Origin of the sequence: Pseudanabaena sp. CCNP1317 (genome assembly GCF_034931345.1) — a bacterium.
Classification (GTDB): Bacteria; Cyanobacteriota; Cyanobacteriia; order Pseudanabaenales; family Pseudanabaenaceae; genus Pseudanabaena; species Pseudanabaena galeata.
In genome coordinates this window covers 118,945-139,412 of sequence record NZ_JAYGIF010000003.1, presented here as the reverse complement: position 1 = coordinate 139,412, position 20,468 = coordinate 118,945, and the positions used below count along the sequence as shown (strand labels likewise).

The 20,468-nt window shown below is 42.3% G+C and carries 19 protein-coding genes; 11 read left to right on the top strand and 8 right to left on the bottom strand.

Annotated elements, in window-relative coordinates; translation table 11 throughout:
* From VB775_RS26325 to VB775_RS02270, 4 genes are all read right to left on the bottom strand, one after another.
* Positions 1–76: helix-turn-helix domain-containing protein (locus VB775_RS26325; protein ID WP_416235808.1), on the bottom strand; the 76-nt coding region annotated here is incomplete at its 3' end.
* A 148-nt stretch (positions 77–224) separates the two neighbouring features.
* Positions 225–1,511: a glycosyltransferase family 4 protein gene (locus VB775_RS02280; protein WP_281005776.1), complete on the bottom strand. Its 1,287-nt coding sequence runs from the start codon at positions 1,509–1,511 to the stop codon at positions 225–227.
* 71 nt (positions 1,512–1,582) lie between these two features.
* Positions 1,583–2,527 carry a prolyl aminopeptidase gene (pip, locus tag VB775_RS02275; protein WP_281005775.1) on the bottom strand — a complete coding sequence of 315 codons (945 nt, stop codon included), beginning with the start codon at positions 2,525–2,527 and terminating at the stop codon, positions 1,583–1,585.
* 326 nt (positions 2,528–2,853) lie between these two features.
* Entirely contained in the window at positions 2,854–3,633 is a 780-nt protein-coding gene (locus VB775_RS02270; protein ID WP_281005774.1) for an ABC transporter permease, read from the bottom strand.
* Positions 3,634–3,917: 284 nt separating this feature from the next.
* Here VB775_RS02270 and VB775_RS02265 point away from each other — a divergent pair, with 284 nt between their 5' ends.
* The gene (locus tag VB775_RS02265) at positions 3,918–4,988 is read left to right on the top strand and encodes an AI-2E family transporter (protein ID WP_281005773.1); all 1,071 of its coding nucleotides are present in this window, start codon (positions 3,918–3,920) and stop codon (positions 4,986–4,988) included.
* A gap of 33 nt (positions 4,989–5,021) precedes the next feature.
* Here the strand turns inward: VB775_RS02265 and VB775_RS02260 are convergent, their stop codons facing one another.
* Together VB775_RS02260 and VB775_RS02255 are read right to left on the bottom strand one after the other, a co-directional pair.
* On the bottom strand, positions 5,022–5,276 hold the full coding sequence (locus tag VB775_RS02260) for a YciI family protein (protein ID WP_281009414.1): 255 nt from the start codon (positions 5,274–5,276) through the stop codon (positions 5,022–5,024).
* Positions 5,277–5,397: 121 nt separating this feature from the next.
* Entirely contained in the window at positions 5,398–5,571 is a 174-nt protein-coding gene (locus VB775_RS02255; RefSeq protein WP_281005772.1) for a hypothetical protein, read from the bottom strand.
* A 314-nt stretch (positions 5,572–5,885) separates the two neighbouring features.
* Between VB775_RS02255 and VB775_RS02250 the strand changes: the two genes are divergently transcribed.
* Together VB775_RS02250 and VB775_RS02245 are read left to right on the top strand one after the other, a co-directional pair.
* Entirely contained in the window at positions 5,886–6,839 is a 954-nt protein-coding gene (locus VB775_RS02250; RefSeq protein WP_281005771.1) for an NmrA family NAD(P)-binding protein, read from the top strand.
* Positions 6,840–6,943: 104 nt separating this feature from the next.
* Positions 6,944–7,240, top strand: a complete 297-nt coding sequence (locus tag VB775_RS02245; protein ID WP_281005770.1) for a DUF6825 family protein — start codon at positions 6,944–6,946, stop codon at positions 7,238–7,240.
* 63 nt (positions 7,241–7,303) lie between these two features.
* Here the strand turns inward: VB775_RS02245 and VB775_RS02240 are convergent, their stop codons facing one another.
* Positions 7,304–8,917 (bottom strand): nucleoside transporter C-terminal domain-containing protein, encoded by a 1,614-nt coding sequence (locus tag VB775_RS02240; RefSeq protein WP_281005769.1) that lies wholly within the window; start codon positions 8,915–8,917, stop codon positions 7,304–7,306.
* A 181-nt stretch (positions 8,918–9,098) separates the two neighbouring features.
* Between VB775_RS02240 and rpsT the strand changes: the two genes are divergently transcribed.
* The 4 genes from rpsT to VB775_RS02220 all read left to right on the top strand — a co-directional run bounded on the left by rpsT (position 9,099) and on the right by VB775_RS02220 (position 13,226).
* Positions 9,099–9,392, top strand: coding sequence for a 30S ribosomal protein S20 (gene rpsT / locus VB775_RS02235; protein ID WP_281005768.1), 294 nt, complete (start codon positions 9,099–9,101; stop codon positions 9,390–9,392).
* A gap of 279 nt (positions 9,393–9,671) precedes the next feature.
* Positions 9,672–9,905, top strand: a complete 234-nt coding sequence (locus VB775_RS02230) for a hypothetical protein (RefSeq protein WP_281005767.1) — start codon at positions 9,672–9,674, stop codon at positions 9,903–9,905.
* 330 nt (positions 9,906–10,235) lie between these two features.
* The gene (locus tag VB775_RS02225) at positions 10,236–11,768 is read left to right on the top strand and encodes a DEAD/DEAH box helicase (RefSeq protein ID WP_281005766.1); all 1,533 of its coding nucleotides are present in this window, start codon (positions 10,236–10,238) and stop codon (positions 11,766–11,768) included.
* Positions 11,769–11,909: 141 nt separating this feature from the next.
* Positions 11,910–13,226, top strand: a complete 1,317-nt coding sequence (locus tag VB775_RS02220; RefSeq protein WP_281005765.1) for an MFS transporter — start codon at positions 11,910–11,912, stop codon at positions 13,224–13,226.
* 288 nt (positions 13,227–13,514) lie between these two features.
* On the opposite strand, the gene VB775_RS02215 is transcribed toward VB775_RS02220, so the two are convergent.
* Positions 13,515–14,078 carry a hypothetical protein gene (locus VB775_RS02215; protein WP_281005764.1) on the bottom strand — a complete coding sequence of 188 codons (564 nt, stop codon included), beginning with the start codon at positions 14,076–14,078 and terminating at the stop codon, positions 13,515–13,517.
* 442 nt (positions 14,079–14,520) lie between these two features.
* Here VB775_RS02215 and VB775_RS02210 point away from each other — a divergent pair, with 442 nt between their 5' ends.
* From VB775_RS02210 to VB775_RS02195, 4 genes are all read left to right on the top strand, one after another.
* The gene (locus VB775_RS02210; protein ID WP_281005763.1) at positions 14,521–16,254 is read left to right on the top strand and encodes a M48 family metalloprotease; all 1,734 of its coding nucleotides are present in this window, start codon (positions 14,521–14,523) and stop codon (positions 16,252–16,254) included.
* Positions 16,255–16,503: 249 nt separating this feature from the next.
* The gene (locus tag VB775_RS02205) at positions 16,504–17,481 is read left to right on the top strand and encodes a M48 family metallopeptidase (protein ID WP_281005762.1); all 978 of its coding nucleotides are present in this window, start codon (positions 16,504–16,506) and stop codon (positions 17,479–17,481) included.
* A gap of 429 nt (positions 17,482–17,910) precedes the next feature.
* Complete coding sequence (locus tag VB775_RS02200) at positions 17,911–19,545, top strand: Hsp70 family protein (protein WP_281005761.1); 1,635 nt, start codon at positions 17,911–17,913, stop codon at positions 19,543–19,545.
* A gap of 393 nt (positions 19,546–19,938) precedes the next feature.
* Positions 19,939–20,448 (top strand): hypothetical protein, encoded by a 510-nt coding sequence (locus tag VB775_RS02195; protein WP_281005760.1) that lies wholly within the window; start codon positions 19,939–19,941, stop codon positions 20,446–20,448.
* Positions 20,449–20,468: the final 20 nt, after the last annotated feature.

Here is a 20,468-nt window from a genome sequence, read left to right as displayed (position 1 = left end):
CACAGCCAAAAGACTTTGCAAGCAAGGTTTCTTGCTCACTTGTGGGATAGATTCTGTACTTGTACGCCTTATACATTTATCAAGATTGTAGAATACTGATAAGCTAATTATAGCATAGATAACTTCTATTGATTCGAGAATCGCTCAATTTGTTTCTGGCTCACTTTCATCCCGTCACTCATCCTTGTAAACGGATAGAGTGCGGGACTTCTCGTTCGCGTTAGTTAAATTTTATGAAAAATTGGTTGATTTTGATCGACCGAATCTAGACAGTGATCTCTTAGTTTTAAAGCATGTATATATTTGGGAATAGCTTGATCAATTGTGTAGTGGCGTTCTAGTAGTTTTCGGGCATTCTTGCCCAGTTTGTCTTGTAACAGAGGATTTGATGCAAGCCAGCAAATATAATCGGCTAATCCTTGGGCATCGCCATTCTCAAAACAAGCTCCACAATCACCCACATCCACAATTTCTCGCAAATAATTATCCATAGGACAGATTGCAGCCACAGGTTTTCCAGCAGCTAACATGCCATATATTTTGGATGGGGCGATCGTATCACCAACATTAGGCAAAATACTTGCTAACGAGAGATCGCAGGCAGTTAATGAGTATGGTAAAACTTCGCGATCTTGGTAGGGCAATTGCAGCGCATTGGGCAATTGTCCAGCAGCGATCGCCTGTTTAATAATGTGTGAACCAACACCATTGCCAATAAATACAAATTTGATATCAGTACGACTGATCAGTAATTGAGCGCATGTGAGTATGGTTTTAGTATCATGACAACGCCCTAAATTACCTGAATAAAGCACAACGAAGCAATCAGTTAATCCATATTGCTTGGCAAACCAGTTTGCTGATTTGCCAAGTGGAGTAATAAATTTAGGGTCAGCCCAGCTATGAATAACATGAATCTTGTCTGCGAGATGTTTGTGCTTCTTGATCAATAGCTCCTTCATTGGTTCACTGAGAACGATCAATGATTCAGATCGATCCCAAACCTTATGATTGACGAATTCCCAAAATTTGATGACCCAATGATTATGAGCAACTACTTTTAAGCGCACAGCCACTTCAGGGTAAATATCGTAAATAATACAGCTATAGGTATGACCAAAAACCTTATTGTAAAACCATCCAATTAATCCTAAAAATGGCGGTGCTGAAGTTAATACAAGATGGGAGCCACGAATGTCTTTTCTGAGAAATTTCACTACACATCGGGCTAAGAATAGGACGCTGCCAAAAATTTTGTTGCGAATTCGCTTAGACATCAGGTGGATAGATCCAGTGCGTCGAACAAACACACCATTATCAATCTCCTCATGTTTGACATCTGTTTTGTTAAACGCATATCCAGGCATCCCCGTAAACACACTTACCTCAAATCCTTCTTGAGCTAAAGCCCCCGCTAAGTCATATACAAACTGACCAGTTGCTGCATAGTCTGGTGGGTAAAATTGAGTAATGATACTAATGCTAGTTTTTACGTGTTTCTTTTCCGCCATTATGTTACTCGTTAGTTGTTCTTAGTCTGCACCTGCTACAACTAGCTACGTATCAGGTTATGGGAGCGCTTTTATGGGACAAGGCGATCGCCCGCTTCAATTAAAGCGCTACGAATACCCCCCTCAGTCATGGAGTGTCCTGCATCGGGCACAACAATAAACTCAGCTTCAGAAAAAGCCTGATGCAGTTCCCAAGCTGTAAACATTGGGCAGACCACATCATAGCGACCTTGGACGATAGTTGTGGGAATATGGCGAATGCGATCAATATTTTCTAGAAGTTGCATTTCTGACATGAAAAAGCCTTTGTTCATAAAATAGTGGCATTCTAGTCGCGCAAAGGCTTCGGCGAAGTCCTCTGTGCCAAAGCGAGCTATTAGCTCTAGGTCTGGGATGAGCTTGCTAGTACTGGCTTCCCAAACTGACCAAGCACGGGCTGCTTGCGATCGCACCTGACAATCATCACTAGTGAGGCGGCGATAGTAAGCAGCGATCATATCGTGACGTTCATCAATGGGAATTAGCTCAACGTATTGTTCCCAAGCTTCAGGAAAAAAATAACCTGCCCCCTCTTGATAAAACCACTCTAATTCTTTGCGCCTCACCATAAAAATGCCCCTCAAAATTAAGGCTTGGCAATATTCAGGATAGGTTTCACTATAGGCAAGTGCTAGGGTACTGCCCCAACTGCCCCCAGAGACAACCCAGCAATCAATGTTGAGATATTTACGCAAAGTTTCAATATCTTCAACTAAATGCCATGTGCTGTTCTCGATAAGTTCGGCATGGGGAGTACTTTTGCCGCAACCACGTTGGTCAAATTGGACAATTCTCCATAAGTCAGGATTAAAATATTGGCGATAAAGTGGTTGACTCCCTCCTCCAGGACCACCATGCAAAATTACTACGGGCTTGCCTTGAGGATTTCCTGATTCTTCAAAATAAATGGTATGTAAATTGGAAACCTTGAGCATTCCCTGTCTATATGGCTCGATCGCTGGATATAGTTCACGCATAAAGTGCTTTTAAAAAGGATTTACTGCCTGATTAAGTTATTGAAGTGCTTAATATAGCAACTTAATGCCAGAAAAACAGAAAGAATGCATAGCATTCTTTCTGTTTTTTGCTTTATATAGTTTTCGCCATTCTTGTTAAGTAGCTCACCATAATTAAACCCTAAAACCACAAGCTGTCCCGCCCGCTACGCGGGCGGGACAGCTTTCTAGGTTTTTAGTTTACTTATGCCTAGCTACTTAGGACATAAAACCAAAATAGTGTGAGGCGGCGCGAAGCGCCGCCTCACACTATTTTGGTTTTAATTTGTACTTATACAGGACTATAGCTATAGGTGACTTTCATTTTGTAACATGCGTTTGTAGGTCAGCCAACCTGAAGCGATCGCCACGACAAAGAAGCCTATCAAAAATCTGAAATGTATGATCATTTCTGGGCTGGTGAGAGTTTTGCTATCAGTGGAGAGAGCCGTAAATGCTTCGCTCATGTGATAGACAGGATTGAATTGGGTAATCAAGAGTAAATCTTTTGATAAAAAAGTGGTTGGGAAAAATGCCCCACCTAAAATTAATAACGGTACGCCTACCCCTGCAACCAAAGAATTAACATCCTCGACTTTCCGCGCAAATTTTGTAGCAATTACAAACCCCATTCCCACGTAGGAGCCAATACTTGCCAAAATCACGAAAATCCCCAAAGAGATCGAGCCACTAAAACGTACTTCCCAAAATGCCGCAATCGTATAAATGATTAAGGTTTGTCCAATCCCGATCGCTGCATAGGCGAAGAAAATACCGAGAAAGTAAGAAATCCCATTAATCGGCGAAATTAATAAACGCTTAATCGTGAGGCTTTCGCGCTCGGAGACAATCGTGGACATCGTGCCGCCCAGACAACTAAAAAACAATGCTGAGCCAATTAAAGTCGCAGGAGCCGCTAGTTTAAAGGATTCAACCGTCGTGATTTTTGAACCTTCTGCTAAGACAAACCCGTTTAGTAACAGCATGGAAATGGGAAAGATCACCCACAAGAGTAAAGTACGATATGTGCGAAACAGTTCTAATAAAATACGTCGCCCGATCGCGATCGCTTCATACCCATAGTTCATGTGAAATTTTTAGTAATTGAGTGGCTTGCTATGGTAATTATATGTAGAGGTGGACGGAAGCGATGCTTTCTTGTGATAACGGTCAGTCACATAAACTAAGCAAGAAATCAAGTTCTTTGCTAAAGTTTCAAGTCTGCTGAAGCCGCCTAAAGAATACAGCGCTCTGCGCTGACTTAAAACCTAGAGATATTTTGAATGTCGGCGCTCTGCGCCGACATTCAAAATATCTCTGAACTACGCGAAAGCCTCAATAAACTGTAATTCTGAGAAGACAAGAGCCAACTGTGTTAAATGGCAGAAATTTTTTTAGTAAATATCTAAAGCGCATTGTCATCATTGCTGTTGCGATTTATCTTGCCTTCCGATTACAACAAACTTTGCAATTATTGCTAACTAGTGTGTTTTTAGCAGGAGCAATTACACCAATCGTTGAGCAGATATCCCGTTTTCGCTTTAGGTTTAATCGCTGGAAATTTGGCTTAAATCGAGTGTGGGCTGTGGTAACACTCTATTTGTTCTTATTAGTAGTGATCGTTTTAGCGATCGCTCCAGCACCGCAGATTATTTTAGAACTGGGGCAATTTTTTATTAAGTTACCAAACTTATTAGAGCAAATTCAATTGCCTAAAGGCGGACTGTTAAATTTTAGCCCAGATGAACTCAGGCGCATTTTACAAACGCAGCCATTAATCGATCAAGCCCAAAATTTTGGCAAAGACCTTGTTGGTCAAACTTTTGTGTTTACCTTACAAATTGTCAATGCGATCGGCTTGGGTATTTTAAGTATGTTGATTGCTGCTTATATGGTGATCAATTCCGATAGTCTGGTGCGAAGGTGCTTACGTCCTTTTTCTAAGGAAATTCGCCAACAGGTTGAAATTCTTATCCCGCCAATTACTAGATGTCTGGGAGCCTATGTGGTCGGAAGAGTTGGCACATCTAGCTTGCTTGGTTTCTGCACATATTTAACGCTCTCTATTTTTGGAATTCCCTATGCAGGAGCCTTAGGGCTATTAGTGGCGATCGCTAATTTAATTCCTTATATCGGTGGGCTAGTGGCGCTAGTCGCGATTTTTATTGCGGCTTGGGGTGTGGATTTTAATAGAGGTGCGATCGCCCTATTTATTTGCTTTGCACTCCAACAAATCGAGGCTTTTATTCTTCAGCCTTGGTTAGTTGCGCCTTACTTAAATCTCGATCCCTTTGAGCTTTTGCTTTCAATTATTGTGGGAGCCGAGATTTTTGGGGTAGTAGGCGCAATCATTGCCCCACCGATCGCAGGTACTAGCAGAATTCTTTTCAATCATTTTGTGGCAAGTAGCAATGACGAAGATCCTGATCCTAAAGAATCCTAAAGAAGAAAAGGACGCAAAGCGCCCTTTTCTTCTTTAGTAAACCTGAATCCACTCATGGATTTCGTAATCTGTCCAAATGCCATTTTGCCAATAGGGATCTGACTCTACCAAATTCCTTGCTGTTGCCATATCAGTCGCGACATATACTGCAAATACTTTGGTCACATCTTGGGTAGGTCCCACTGTTAGCAATGTCCCAACCTCATGTAAGGCTTTAAGATTATCAAGATGGGCTTGACGAAAGGGCACACGTTTTTCGAGGACGTTATCGCAATAGCTGCCCCACATTACAAATTTTTTAAGTTCAGTACTCAATTTCCCAGCTATTCCTATAGATACAAATTCGCTAATTCAAAATAATAGAGGCATGTTTTGCATGCCTCTATTATTTTATTCATGGGTATTGATTTTAGTTAAAAAACAAGCGATCGACAATTAAAGCAACTGTAGTTGCAAAAACAGTTAAACCGATCGCTACCAGAACATTTTGTCCTTGGCTGACACTAAAACAAGCAACTGCACCTGCTCCTAAACCTGCTGTAACTGCGGCAACTACTGGATCTTTAGTGGATTTGTTATACATTTTGAAAATACCGACTGTTAAATAAAAAATTCTGATACCTATATAGTTTTTAGACTACAGCAGCCACTTAAGGTCGTTGCTGGTTCTCAATAATTCTTCTTGCTAGCCAGTATTTTTGTAATATTCATTTACAAATTAATTAGACAGGAAAGAACACAAAAATAGGGAGGCAGTGCAAAGCGCCACTTTCCTATTTTTGGTTTTTACTGTCTATAGATAGATATCGCGATCGCTGATATTGCTTACCAAAAGTTGTCACCAAATATCTGTTAGATTTATATATGTTTACAAAGTCAATTTAATAAAAAAATTTTATGAGCTTACTGATCGTTGGTGCGACAGGTACATTAGGTCGTCAAATCACCCGTCACGCACTAGATCGGGGGCTGAAAGTCAAATGTTTTGTTCGTTATCCCAAAAAAGCAAACTTCCTCAGAGAATGGGGAGCCGACTTAGTAGCAGGCAATCTGAATAATCCTCAAAGTTTGGATGATGCATTAGAAGGGGTTACCGAAGTTATTGACGCAGCCACAACTCGTGCCACGGGATCACTCAGAATTCGAGATGTAGATTGGCTCGGTAAAGTCTCACTGATCCAAGCTGCTGAACGCGCTAAGGTTGAGCGATTCGTATTTTTCTCAATTCTCAACGCCGAGAAATATCCTAACGTCCCCCTTATGGACATTAAATACTGCACCGAAAAATTTTTAGCATCTACCGATCTTAACTACACCATCCTCAAGCCCTGTGGATTTTTCCAAAACCTGATTGGTGAATATGCGATCCCCATCCTTGAAAATCAAACAATCTGGATTGGTGGCGAATCCTCACCGATCGCTTATATGAACACTCAAGACATCGCCAAGTTTGCTATTCGCGCCTTGACTGTTAAAGAAACTGAGCGTCAATCCTTTGCGATCGCTGGGTCCAAAGCATGGCAACCCAGTGAAATTATCAAACTTTGCGAAAGAATGTCAGGGCGTACCCGCAGAACCGCCAACATGCCCCTTGGATTATTACGCTTTGCGCGTAAGGTTGCTCTGGGTTTTGAATGGGGTTGGAGTTTTGCGGAGCGCATGACCTATGCCGAAGTTCTCGCTAGTGGCATTCCTCTTGATGCTGACATGAAGGAAACTTACAAAATCTTTGGCTTGGAAGAAGAAGATATGACTACTCTTGAAGCCTATATGCAGGACTACTTTAGCCGTATTCTTAAGAAGTTGAAGGAGTTAGATTACAAAGAGCCTAAAATTAAAGCACCTTTCTAGAGCATATAGCCTCTGATGTACTGTCTATGCTTTTCAGGTTTGTTATGATGATGTAGATATCAAACAAACAGCTTCAAAATAATTAAGCCCAATAATTAAAAAACATGAGCAAATCACCATTAGACGCTTTCTTTATTGGTAGAGCCACGGCTGAGGCTGTAATTGATCGCATTGAAGAAACTGTAACTGAGGCCCTTAGCGCTTTAGGTAAATTTGATGCCGAGCAACGGGAACAGATTCGTATTTTCGTCGAAACCGTCTTAGAAAAAGCCGAACAACAAAAGGGAAACATTACTACCGATGATAGTGATATTGAACCCGATGAGTTGCAAGAAACTATTGATAACCTTCGCGCCGAAATTGCTCAGCTAAAGTCTGAATTGCAGCAATATCGTGATTAAAAAAAGGAGCGCGTTGCGCTCCTTTTTTTTAATAAAAGCCTTGCATTGCAAGGCTTTTATTTTTTAACGTGTGGTTGGTAAAGCAGGTGATGCTTTAGGTGATGCTTTAGGTGATGCACTAGGCGAAGGAATGGCATTATTTGGTAAAGGACTTAAAGGACTAGGGGTAGCTTTAGGTGGGGAAGTCGGTAAAGCTGGTGTTTGAGGCTTAACCTGTGCTGGTTCAGCTTTTTTCTTCTCCCCTAAAATGCTAGGACTGCCATCGTCAAATACACCCGCAATACAAGAGATCATCAAAGTTGCCAAAGTCCCTACAAACAGAGCCTTCCAACCCAGATCAGAAATATCGCGGCGACGAGAAGGAATCAAGGCGATCGTGCCACCTACGAAAATTCCCACAGAGGCTAAATGAGCAAAGCCTGATAAAGCATAGCTAACAATAATCACGGTGCGATCGCTAATTAATCCATCTTTTGAGGCTTGAGCTAGAGCTTGATAGGGTGGGATCGCTGTCTCTAGCAAGCGCCGACCGATGATGACCGAGGCTGTCCAAGAATCATCAAGTGATACACCCGTCAGTAAAGTCAAAGGATAAAATAAAGCCCCTTGGATGTTTGGCAGGTTAACTACCTTGAAAATATCGCTGACAGTGGCAAGCGAAGCAAAAAGTTGATTGATTAAATCGACTAAACCCACGATCAAGATTAAGATAGCGGCGATCGAAGCCGCCATTTTCAAGCCATCCAAAGCGCCAATAATTGTGGCATCCATGGGACTCATCCGCTTCATGGTTTCGCCACCCGCATTTTCGAGTTCGCCATCTTCATCTGGTTTCTTAGACTTATCTTCCTTGGGTATTCCACCCATCGTCAGAGGTACACCTGTTTCAGGCACAAGGATTTTTGACAACACAAAACAAGCGGGGATCGCAATAATCGAAGCTGAAACCAAGTGACCTAAGATATTTGGAAAAACAGGGCGCAAAAAACTAGTGTAAATCGCCAAGGTAGAAGAAGCCGCAGTGCCAAAGCAGCAAGCTAAAATCGCACATAGTTCACTACGAGTCATCTTTGCTAAATAAGGCTTGACCACGATCGCTGCCTCAATTCCCACAAAAATATTTGCCGCACCACTTAAGGACTCCGCTCCACTTAAGCGCATTGTCCAGAAAAATAGCTTTGCAAAAACATCCACAATTTTTTGGATAATGCCGATATTCTCTAACAGAGCCATAAATCCTGAGAAGAAAATTACCGCAGGCAAAGCTCGAAAGGCAAACACATAGGACAAACGATTAGTTGTACAGTAGCTTGCGGCAGCATTTGCTACGCTAGTTAAGTCGTCTAATAACACCTGCCCAGGCGGACAAGTACCGTCAGGATTGATGGGCAACAACACATAAGGCTCTCTTCCTGTTGGTGGTACAAGTAAGGGGCCAAACACAAATCTCGCACCGCGATCTGCTGAGGCAAAAATACCATCTAGCAAATCACTAAACCATTGCAACCCTTCTCTCGTTTGGGGCTGCTGAAACACTAGAAATCCCAGTACTAATTGCAAGCCAATGCCCCAGATAATGACTCGCCAAGGAATAACTCGGCGATCTTCTGAAAAGATCCAAGCTATAAAGCACAAGCCAAAAATGCCAAAGAAAGAAACAAAATTCAGGTAGGTCATGGGCGTTTGAGGGTGAGATTAGTCAACATAGAGATCTAAGAAAGTCACAATCCAGAACAGCAATCCCAAGGCAAATTAAAAATCAATTAAAAAGTAAATTGGTTTTATAGTTGCAAAATCTAATCAAAATGTTACGATGATAAATGCTTTAAACCATGTCATTTCGCTAAAGGAATAAACTGTGGCAAACATCAAGTCCGCAAAAAAGCGCATTCAGATCGCTGAGCGTAACCGTCTGCATAATAAATCATATAAGTCAGCCGTCAAGACTTTAATGAAAAGCTATTTAGAAGCAGTTGATGCCTACAAGGCAAATCCAACTCCTGAAGCCCTAGAAGCAGTTAATGCTAAACAGTCTTTGGCTTATAGCAAGATAGATCGTGCTGTCAAGCGTGGAGTTCTCCATGGCAACACAGGTGCGCGTCGCAAAACAAAGCTCGCTGTCGCCCTCAAAAAAGTTACTGCTACAAACTAATAGTAATTAACCAATGATAAATTAGCGTTTTCCGAGCATTAGCAACTAAAGGTGTTTAAGTAGCTCATGGCACTGGGAGCTTAAATAATCTTTGCTATAATTTAATTCGGATAACGATTCAGGATTAGTCACTTTGGGCTTGCGGTCTTACAACGTTTTGTTGACGACCCGAAATAATCGGGCAGGTTGCAGAATAATCGCTTTTCCCTACAGTTTTCTACGTCTGCGATCATGAGGTCTTCTCAACCTGTCCAGCCTATACCCTTTGGCTAAATCTAGATGTCTAACCTTGATAAAGAGAGCTTCTTGAACCCTATCTCTAATTTTAGAGGTGAGTTCACGCCGCAAAATTTAGCCTTTGATGCTAATCTGCAAGAGTTTACTAATCGTATTTCAATCATTTGTGCTTTAGAAACTGGTGGTAAGATTTCGCCTAATGAAGCTTATCAACAGATCAAAGAACTCTGGAAAAAATTAGATGCATCCAGACAACATCTTTTAGGCGACGACTAATTTATCTTGAAATGCTATCTCAGAGTAGATCATCAACTCTTTTACACCCATACCATAGACATAAATCCACTAAAAGATTGTTTACAATCTTTAACATAGGTTTATACTAGAAATAATTAACTTCATTTTGCTGATTTCTCCCATTGCATGACTATCCAAAGCAATCTAATCTTTGGAAGCTGAGGTTTTCATAGAAAAGCTCTTTTTAAACCGCTTAAAATTTAGGGCAGAGATGTCCTTCGGCTTTGTTAGTGATTGTTTATCCCGTGCGATTGGCAGAATAGGCGAACTGTTCGTAGAACAAATTTGCTGCAAATCTTAGGATCATCCATGCCCTCATCTTTTCTTTCTCTCGGTATTTCTGAAGCACGAGTTGCTAAGCTCGAATCGATTGGCTTTACAGAGCCTACAGCTATTCAAGAACAAGCAATTCCTCAACTGCTCGCAGGAGCAGACGTACTTGGTCAAGCTCAAACTGGTACTGGTAAAACAGCAGCTTTCGCTCTGCCAATTTTAGAGCGCTTAGACTTGACCAACGACTCATTACAGGCGTTGATTTTAACTCCAACTCGTGAATTGGCTATTCAAGTTGGTCAAGCGCTACGTAGCTTTAACACCAAACCTGGTGCAAAGATTCTCACTGTATATGGTGGATCTGACATCAGTCGCCAAATGGTTCAATTGGAACGTGGTGTCCATGTAGTCGTTGGTACTCCTGGACGTGTCATTGATTTGATGGAACGTGGGAAGCTAAAACTAGAGCATCTTGCTTGGTTTGTTTTGGATGAAGCGGACGAAATGCTCAATATGGGCTTCATTCAAGATGTCGAAAGGATTTTGGTAACCACTCCTTCTACTAAACAAAGTACTTTCTTCTCGGCAACTATGCCTCCTGCGGTAAAGCGCTTAGTCAAGAATTTCTTGAAGTCTCCTGTAACTGTCAAGGTGGAGACTCAAGATTCTACTCCTACCCGTATTGATCAACAGATTTATCTTGTTCCTTATCATTTGACTAAGGAAGAGGCTCTGTTACCTGTATTGGAATACGAAGCTCCAACTTCAGCAATTATCTTTGTACGCACTAAGGATTCGGCAAGCCGTCTGACTGAGATTCTACAATCTTCTGGTCACAGTGTTGATGAATATCACGGCAACCTCTCTCAGTCTCAGCGCGAAAATCTACTGCGGCGCTTCCGTAACCAACAAGTACGTTGGGTTGTTGCAACTGACATTGCTGCCCGTGGTTTGGATATTGATGGTTTGACTCACGTATTTAACCTTGATATTCCTGATGATCCTGAGCGCTATGTTCACCGTATTGGGCGCACTGGTCGCGCTGGCAAAAAGGGAATCGCGATTACTCTGATTTCTGGAAAAGAGCGCTACAAGTTGCGTCAATTGGAACAGCAAGTGGGAATGCCTTTGCCTCCTCAGCCATTGCCTAATGTTGCTCAGATTCAAGAGCGTCGCATCGGTCGGTTCACTGAGCAAATTCTAGAGGCTCTGTCTGGCGAGCGTTTGGCTTCGTTCTTACCTTTGGTATCGCAATTGGTTGAGGACTATGATCCTCAAGCGATCGCTGCCGCAGCTTTACAACTTGCCTATACTCAACTGCAATCTGATAAGGCTGAACAAGCTGCATTGCAAGTTTTGGCTAAGCAACCTCACAGTCCTTCTGGTGGACGAGATCGCGATGGCGGTGGTTACAACAGTGGTAGACCAATCAAGCGTGGTCAAAGTGGTTATCGTGGAGATGGCGGCGGTGGTCGTTCAGGCGGCGGTGGTCGTGAGGGTGGATATGACTCTCGTCGTCCTACTCGTTCTGGCGATCGCGATCGTTCTTCAGCTCCAGTTAAATACTAGAACTAAATCAAAGGAGTTGCTTTGCAACTCTTTTGATTGCGAACTAATTCACCCGATCGCTTGATACCTCTACTCTAGAGCTTAAGAGATAATCTTAAATAAGTAATCGCAGCCCAAGTTGTTTGTCGGAAGTTCCATCAATTGGAATTCTCACAAATAGCTTGGGTTATATATTTTAATGGTCATATTCAGATCATGCAGTCTTTAGCTACCTTTTCTAATCTTGATACAAACCTTCGCAAAAATCTGACTGCGATTTTTTTGGCTGGTCTATTTTTCTGGGCAAGCATGGCATCCCAATTGCCAACGATCCCTCTTTATATCCGCACCTTAACGCAGTCCTTTGATGAAATCGGAATGGTGATGGGTTCTTTTGCGATCGGTTTAATTATTTGTCGTTCTTATCTTGGTAAACTAGCGGATCGTAAGGGTAGACGGTACACGATGAGAATTGGACTGATTGTGGCGGCAGTCGTCCCTCTCTGCTATGCGGTATCACCATCTATCCAACTGTTAATGTTCTTTCGCGCAATACATGGCATTAGTATTGCAGCCTTTGCTTCGAGTTATAGTGCCTTAGTTGCCGATCTTGCACCAATCGAAAAGCGCGGCGAAGTAATTGGTTATATGAGTTTAGTCAATCCTTTGGGATTAGCCTTCGGTCCTGCGATCGGTGGTTTGATGTATGAGGCTTGGGGATATCAACTTTTATTTGTGTCTGCATCATTGCTTGCCTTTTCGGGATTATTGTTAACAACCCAAATCGAAACTGAAGGTAAAGTAAGCAAGCGGCAAGAATTGTCAACACCTGAGATAAAATTGGGCTTTTGGCAAACCTTCCTTAATCCTAGAGTTAGAGTTCCTTCTACAGTTTTATTACTAGTGGGACTTTCCTTTGGAACGCTTAGTTCTTTTATGCCAATTTTGATGCAGCAGAAACAGATTGGACTGAATGCAGGCTTATTTTATATGGCAGCAGCATTATCTGGATTTATTATTCGGTTCCCAGTGGCGAGACTAAGTGATGAATGGGGACGCGGTATTTTTATTTCCATTGGCATCTGCTTTTATGGTTTGTCTATGGCAATTATCTACTTTGCTAACCATGACTATGCATTCTTATTGTCAGGAATTGCGGAAGGTATTGGTGCAGGAATTGTGATTCCTTCTGTGGTTGCCATGCTCGCCGATCGCACAGTTCCACAAGAACGCGGCTATGTATTTGGAATGGCATGGATCGGTTTTGATGTGGGAATTGCTTTGGCGGGACCAATCATGGGTAAGATGATTGGCTTAGTAGGGATTACTAATATTTTTGCGATCGCCACGGGGCTTTGTGTTTTAGGGCTAGTTATTTTTAGTACACAATCTAACAAAACTGTAACTGAGTCCTTTAAATTTGCGATCGGTAAATCAAGCGATCGCTATGCGGTCAAATCCATAGCCATTCATGTTTAACCCAAAAGAGAGAGGGCGCTCCTTTCCCTTTACTCCTCTCTCTTTTGGGCTTTTTTATACCAATACAAATTCACGAAAGAGTGGCAACACTTTTGAGAATTAACGTGAGTTCGATATAGCCATTTGCGTCGGGCTTTGCACTACACAAATGGCGAAAAATGGTAAGAATCGCTTAGCGATTCTTACCATTTTTCGCTGTCGTCGAACTGACGTTGAATTAAAAACCAAACCCAGTAAGGGTTTTAAAAACACAAAATGGCTATGCCATTTTGTGTTTTTGGTATAACTTTAGTTAGACATTGCTGGTGCGCTAGGATCAGTAACTGTAGTTTCTTCAAGTTCTCCCTCGGTCGAGGACGTAACCGCTCTAGGTTGGTAAAGTGACATAGAGCCTACAATCGGAATCGCAGAGGGACAACTATCGGTCTTATACCAAACGCGCTTACCCGAAGTTAAACCCTCACTGGCAGGACTTTGTAACGTAGTACAGTTTCTTTCGGTTTCATGAATTGAAAATGCACTCATGTTTAAGAGCAAGCCTTGACTGATCACATCAATATAGCGATCGCGATAGATTCCCTGAACAATATTGCGATTGTAGAGACTAGCTGAAGTACCGACTTTGAGCGCGTACTTGTCCATCATCCAGTTAGGAACGAAGTAATTGTTAGATTCGCCTGCACTGTTTTTGAAGGTAACAATATTACCAGAAATCTTTTCGATGACTTGGAGAGTAGTGCTGTCGAGATACTCACCCATCATAGGTTGAGCCTTGGCTGCTGTGACTGATGTTGTGGATGCGATCGCGATCGAAATCGCACTAAAAAAGCAACTGAGAATGATTTTCTGCATAGTTTTGAATCCCTAAAGATACTGTTTTGGTTTTTTGTGTCTACTCCTTTAACGATGGCAAGACTCGGGTTGAACTCTTGCATGAATTGATTGACTACTGCACAAAACTTATCCTCTGAAATTAAGGGGCAGTGTTTCACGCTGCCCCTTAATTATTCGGCACTATAGCAACGCAAGAGATAGATAGGACAAATCAAAACCAAAAAGATGAGTGGCGGCGCTTCGCGCCGCCACTCATCTTTTTGGTTTTATTAAGCAAAACTTACATTGCTATAAACCCCGTAAAGGTTGTAAGCGCATAAAATGGCGTAGCTATTCTGTGTGCTGCTATAGGGCGATCGCTATATCATATTTATATTGAATTATGGGTATGTTTTTAGAGCATGTCGCAACTAAAACATCACGATACGGGACTAATACTCAATAACTTAGAGAGGATTTTATGTCCGCACCAGACTCAGAATTTCCCCAAAAAGCAGGGCGAGCCGCTCAAGCTGGCGCAAGTCTAGCCACAGCCAAAATCGCAGGTAATCTTGCCCTTGCTTCTAGTATTACGATCACCCTACTAGTAGGGATTGTATTTTCACTAGTTACCGCCACAATTTTTATCGTCAATAGCCCCAATCCGATCCTTGGATTTGGCGTTGCCGTAATTGTCACAATCATCATTAATGCGATTATCTTCTTTGTGTCACCTTGGATTATGGACTTAACCCAAGGTTGGCTCTATCACACACGCTGGGTGAAGATTGAAGAAATCGAACGTCTCAGCCCTGAATCAGCCCATGCGATTCAGCGTATTTGCAGTCTCAAAAAGCTAAAGCAGCCACGCCTTGGCATTATTGACGACAATAACCCCACTGCTTTTACCTATGGTGCTTTACCAGATAGCGCCCGTTTGGTGGTTAGCGCAGGGTTGTTCAAATATCTTGATGATGATGAAGCTGCTACTGTTTATGCCCATGAACTTGGTCATATCGTGCATTGGGATTTTGCAGTGATGACCGTTGCTTCGACATTGGTGCAGATTACTTATCTGCTCTATGTCACTATTCGCGAAATCGGAAAAAAAGTTAATGATGAACGTGCTGAAAATGCAGCGATGATCACAGCCTTTATTGCCTATGGGTTTTATATCGTCGGTACATATTTGCTGCTCTATCTATCGCGCACTAGAGAATACTTTGCTGATCATTTTGCGGCGGAACAAACGGGTAATCCTAATGCTTTATCCCGTGCTTTAGTCAAAATTGCTTACGGGATTGTCCAAGAGACTGAAACATCAAAAGAGCCAAGTCGATTGCTGCAAGGTACTCGCGCTCTCGGTATTTATGACGCAAAAGCAGCAGCTTCTACTGGTACTGCTTACCAAATTTCTTCTTCTCCCGAAAAAGTTGGTCGCCTATTCCTTTGGGATTTATTTAATCCTTGGGGCTGGTGGATGGAGTTAAACTCTACCCATCCCCTCACAGGTAAGCGAGTTCGCGCTCTCAGTAACTATGCTGAGCAGTTAGGGCTAGCGATGGAATTTGATATGGGTCGGGTGGTTGCTGAAGGTAAGCAACTCGACAAGAAGCGTCTCTATGGCACTTTCTATCAAGATGTCCTGCTCTATGGTGCAGAATTTATCGCTATTGTGTTCGGTTTAGCGATCGGTGCGGTTCTGGTTAAAAGCATCGGTGGAATCAGAGCATTTATTGCCATTCCACTTCTATTACTAGGTGCTGTGATGATCTTTAAGCGAGCGGTCATGTACCCCAGTTCTAAGAATGCTCCTGCGAATGATGTGATTACGCTCATGTCCGATGCCTATGCTAGTCCTCTGCGCGGTCAACCTGTGCAATTGGAAGGAACTCTGATCGGGCGTGGTGATGCTGGTTATGTGTTTGGTTCCGATCTGAAGTTGCAGGACAAAACTGGCATGATGTATTTGCTCTATGCTTCACGTTGGGGTCCTCTAGGGAATTTCTTCTTTGGCATGAAGCGCGTACAGGGCTTGATTGGAATGGAAACCACTGCAAAAGGTTGGTTCCGTCGTGGTATTGCCTCTTGGATGGATTTAGAACTTCTATCTACTACCAATGGCAACAAGGTTTCCAGCCATCCAGCTTTTTGGGGACTATTATGGTCAATCATCTTTTTGGTGATTGGTCTATTACTGTTTCTTACTAAGTAATACCAATTCACGAAAGTGTAGCAATACTTTTGTGAATTAAAAACCAAATCCAGTAAGGGTTTTAAAAACACAAAATGGCTACGCCATTTTGTGTTTTGGTATAAAGTTAGTCCGGGTTAAGCTTACAAATTTTACAAGCCCAGAATCGTAGCAAAGCTTTTGATTCTGGGCTTTGAGAGATGGCTTACTACGCAAACCATTTTGTAGATAGAATGGATAAAAGCGCGAATAAACGAACGGATAAAAACTATGCCACGTTATACAGGAATTTCTAGCGAAGCTTTTCGCCATCCCCTCGATCGCCAAGCTGAACAATCTCTTCGCAGTGTTCCCGGTTTCGATCTGGTGGCGGGAAAATTTGTTGAGTTTATGTATGAGCGTCCGCAGACGATTTATCACATCGGCAATAGTATTCAGGTCAGTCATCGTCAATATGCGACGATCCATCGCATATTTCGGGAATGTATCGCTGATCTTGATGTGCAACCTGAGCCTGTCCTATTTGTTTCGCAAAATCCTGTAGCTAATAGTTACGCTCTTGGGAAGGATCATCCCTATATTGTAATTAACTCAGGATTACTAGATCTGTTAACTGAAGATGAAATTCGTTCTGTGCTTGCCCATGAACTTGGACATATTAAATGCGGTCATACAACCTTAATCCAGATGGCGATGTGGGTGATGAGTGTTGTTTCGACTATTAGCGAAATGACTTTTGGTTTAGGGGGGATTGTCAGCAGTGGCTTGATTTATGCTTTTTTTGAATGGCGACGTAAAGCGGAACTATCAAGCGATCGCGCAGCTTTGTTAGTTACTGATCAACTTGATACAGTTCTTTCCACAATGATGAAGTTATCGGGTGGAAGTTCTGCTTTTGCCCATGAGTTAAGTTTACCTGAGTTTATTCGCCAATCGGATGCTTATCAAGATCTCGATAAGGATAATCTCAATCAAATTTATAAATTCATGCTCTACAACGGTTTTGGGGCTGGCTCAATGCTTAGTCATCCATTTCCTGTGGAGCGGGTTCATTATATTCGTGAATGGGCTGACTCAGAAGAATATCGCACTATTAAGTCTGGTAACTATAAGCATGGTGATACGACTGGCGCAGTTGATGTTGCTCAATCTCCAACGGAGGAGAAAAAATCAGAGAGCGAAGCAGAACGTCTGAAGCGTCAAATTGACGAGCTACAAGCTGAAATCAATCGCATTAAGCGTCAGTAGCGTGAATCTCATTCACTAATTTTCTGGACAGTGTATATCTTTGATCGTCAGAGACATTCGGGACAAGAATTACCATTCCAGATTTTAGAGAATTGGTGAGGCGGTGAAACCGCTCCACCAATTCTTGATTTACAGCAATTACCGATCAAACGAACCACAAGAAAAAAATTTGAAAGCGTTGCTTTGCAAAGCTTTCAAATTTTTTTCTTGGTTTAGGTTTGGGGGCAAAGCGCTGTAATATCACATTCAGTCTGTGGCTTTTTGATACATACTAGGCATAAAGCGCAGAAGGCTATAAACTAGCCTTTGGGCGAGATTAATGATGCTTCCCATATCTTTATTTAAATTATTTCTACGCCTTTTTTTCATGTATCTCCTCTTTTTTGTAACCCATTTTTAGAATGGTGCAAGATCTCAGTTAAGCAAAACATGACTGTTATTGCCATTGATTTTGGAACTAGTAATACCGCGATCGCAATTCTGGCATCAGAAGAAAATTGCGATCTTGGATTACCCAAAACTTTACTATTTGAGGAGATCTCGCAGGGCTTCGCAACTGCTGAAGGACAGGCTTGGCTAGTGCCAAGTTTAGTTTATGTGCTTGAGTCTGGGAGGGGGTATGGTGAATTTCTGTTTGGAGAACAAGCCAGATCGCAATATCAATTAGAAAACCAGTCAAACCACCAATTAAATCAGCAATCAAAACGATTATTTCAAGGTTTTAAGCGTGATATTGTTGCAAGTTTTCGATCGCCTGCCTGTGAGATTGACGGTAAGTTTTATGATGCCGAAGCGATCGCCGAAATCTTCTTGACAGAACTCTGGCAGCGTCTTGCGTTGAAAGGCTTTCAACCTACACAAGTAATTTTCACCGTTCCCGTTGGTGCTTTCGAGGGTTATCTCAATTGGTTTAGTAACTTTGCCGAAAAACTAAGAGTTTCTAACTTCCAAATCATCGATGAATCTACGGCGGCGGCTTTGGGCTATGCAATTACTCGACCGAATGCGCTGGTATTAGTGATTGATTTTGGTGGTGGGACGTTGGATTTGAGCTTAGTTAGGACTGCGCCGATTGCCAATAATAGGGCAACTCAGAACCAAGTTGTTAAGGCTGAAGCGATCGCCAAATCAGACGCATATATTGGTGGAATTGACATTGATCGATGGATTGCTGAGTATTTTTTGCGCCAACTAGGAATAGCGCGATCGCGGATTGGGGAACCATGCTGGCAAAAGATTTTAGCAATAGCGGAACAAATCAAAATCAAATTATCGCTTGTTCAGGAAGTGCAGGAAGATTGGATTGATCACAATAAGGTGACCCATAAACTCAAGCTGAGTCAGGATGAGCTAATGGAAATCCTAGAGCAGAACCAGATGCTTGAGCAATTGCGTGAAGCTATTGATGAAGTACTGACTATTGGGCTAAATCGGGGAATTAGTAAAGCGGCGATCGAGCAAATTCTGTTAGTGGGAGGTAGTTGTCAGATTGTTGCTGTGCAGCAATTGATTATTTCCTATTTCGGCAAATCTAAAGTCAAGTTGGGCAAACCCTTTGAAGCGGTTGCTCATGGGGCTTTAGCCCTAGGACAATCACTCAAGATTGAAGATCATCTACGTCATAGCTATGCGATTCGACTTTGGGAACCCTATCTGCATCAATATTCTTTCTATACATTATTTGAGAAAGGGACAAAATATCCTTGTCAACGCGCTGAGCCATTAATTTTGCAAGCGGCGATCGCAGGACAAACTGAAATCTGGCTGGATATTGGTGAAGTTGCGGATATTTCGCAGGCTGAAGTTACCTATGACAATGCTGGACGCATGACCAGCAGTCAGTTGCTAAAACAATCGGATTTTCGATCGCTAGCCGCAAATAGCAAAAAATCAGAAGTCGATCAAGTGTGTATAGCGCGACTCGATCCTTCAGGACAGTTAGGGAGCGATCGCATTACCGTTAATTTTGAAATCGATGATCGGCGCGTTTTAATTGCTACGGTTAGGGATTTACTCACAGATAAAGTGCTGATCGATCAACAGGCGATCGCCAAATTAGAATGAACAGTCATAATAAAAAGCAGCGCTTTTTATTATGACTGATGTTACGTGGAAGTTTCTAAGACCCTCACCCCTAGCCCCTCTCCCAAAGGGCGAGGGGAACAAGAATTTTCTGGGTTTTGCTCCCCCTCTCCTCTCTGGGAGAGGGGGCTGGGGGGTGAGGGCAATCTTCATCCCACGTAACATTAGTTATAAATCCGATTTCGGCGCTGGAATCTCCAAAATCAGTTTTTTGAAAGCTAGCCGTAGGCTAGCTTTCAAAAAACTGATTTTTATAACCCGAACTAATGTATTTAACTTTAAGAAATGGGTTTAATCGTCTGAAATTTTGTAGAATCTAGGAAGATATATCTCTATATCCTGACTCAAACATTCCGTTGATAGCAGGTATCAGTTGTGGCTCACACCCGTTCAAAACATTCTCGACTGATGATTGCGGTCTTACCTGACGAATCTTCAGCTTTTGAAGCATATCGATTGCTTCAATGTCATGGCATCTCGCCAGAGCATCTCGCCCTAGTCGGCAAAGGTTATAGCAGTCCCGATAGTGTGGGTTTATTTAATCCTACCCACACGACATGGCGCTATGCCAAACGGGGAATGTTTTGGTTAGGCATAATTAGTACCGTAATGGGTATTATCTTGTACCTGATCTTCAGCATCAAGTTACCTAATCTTGACTGGTATCAAGCCTTATTAACCATTGCTTCAACGTCTGGACTAATTGGTATCGTCATTGGAGGGGTGATTGGTACTTTATATGGCTGGTTTTTTAAAAGCAGCCTGTCCATTTCCTGTCGTAGTTGTTTAGACCGTGGACAATATTTGCTGATGCTCGAAGGTTCTGAGACTCTCACTCGGCGAGGAAGAGAAATTCTTGACGACTATACAGTAAAGCCTCACTAATTATGGGTTAAAAATATAGA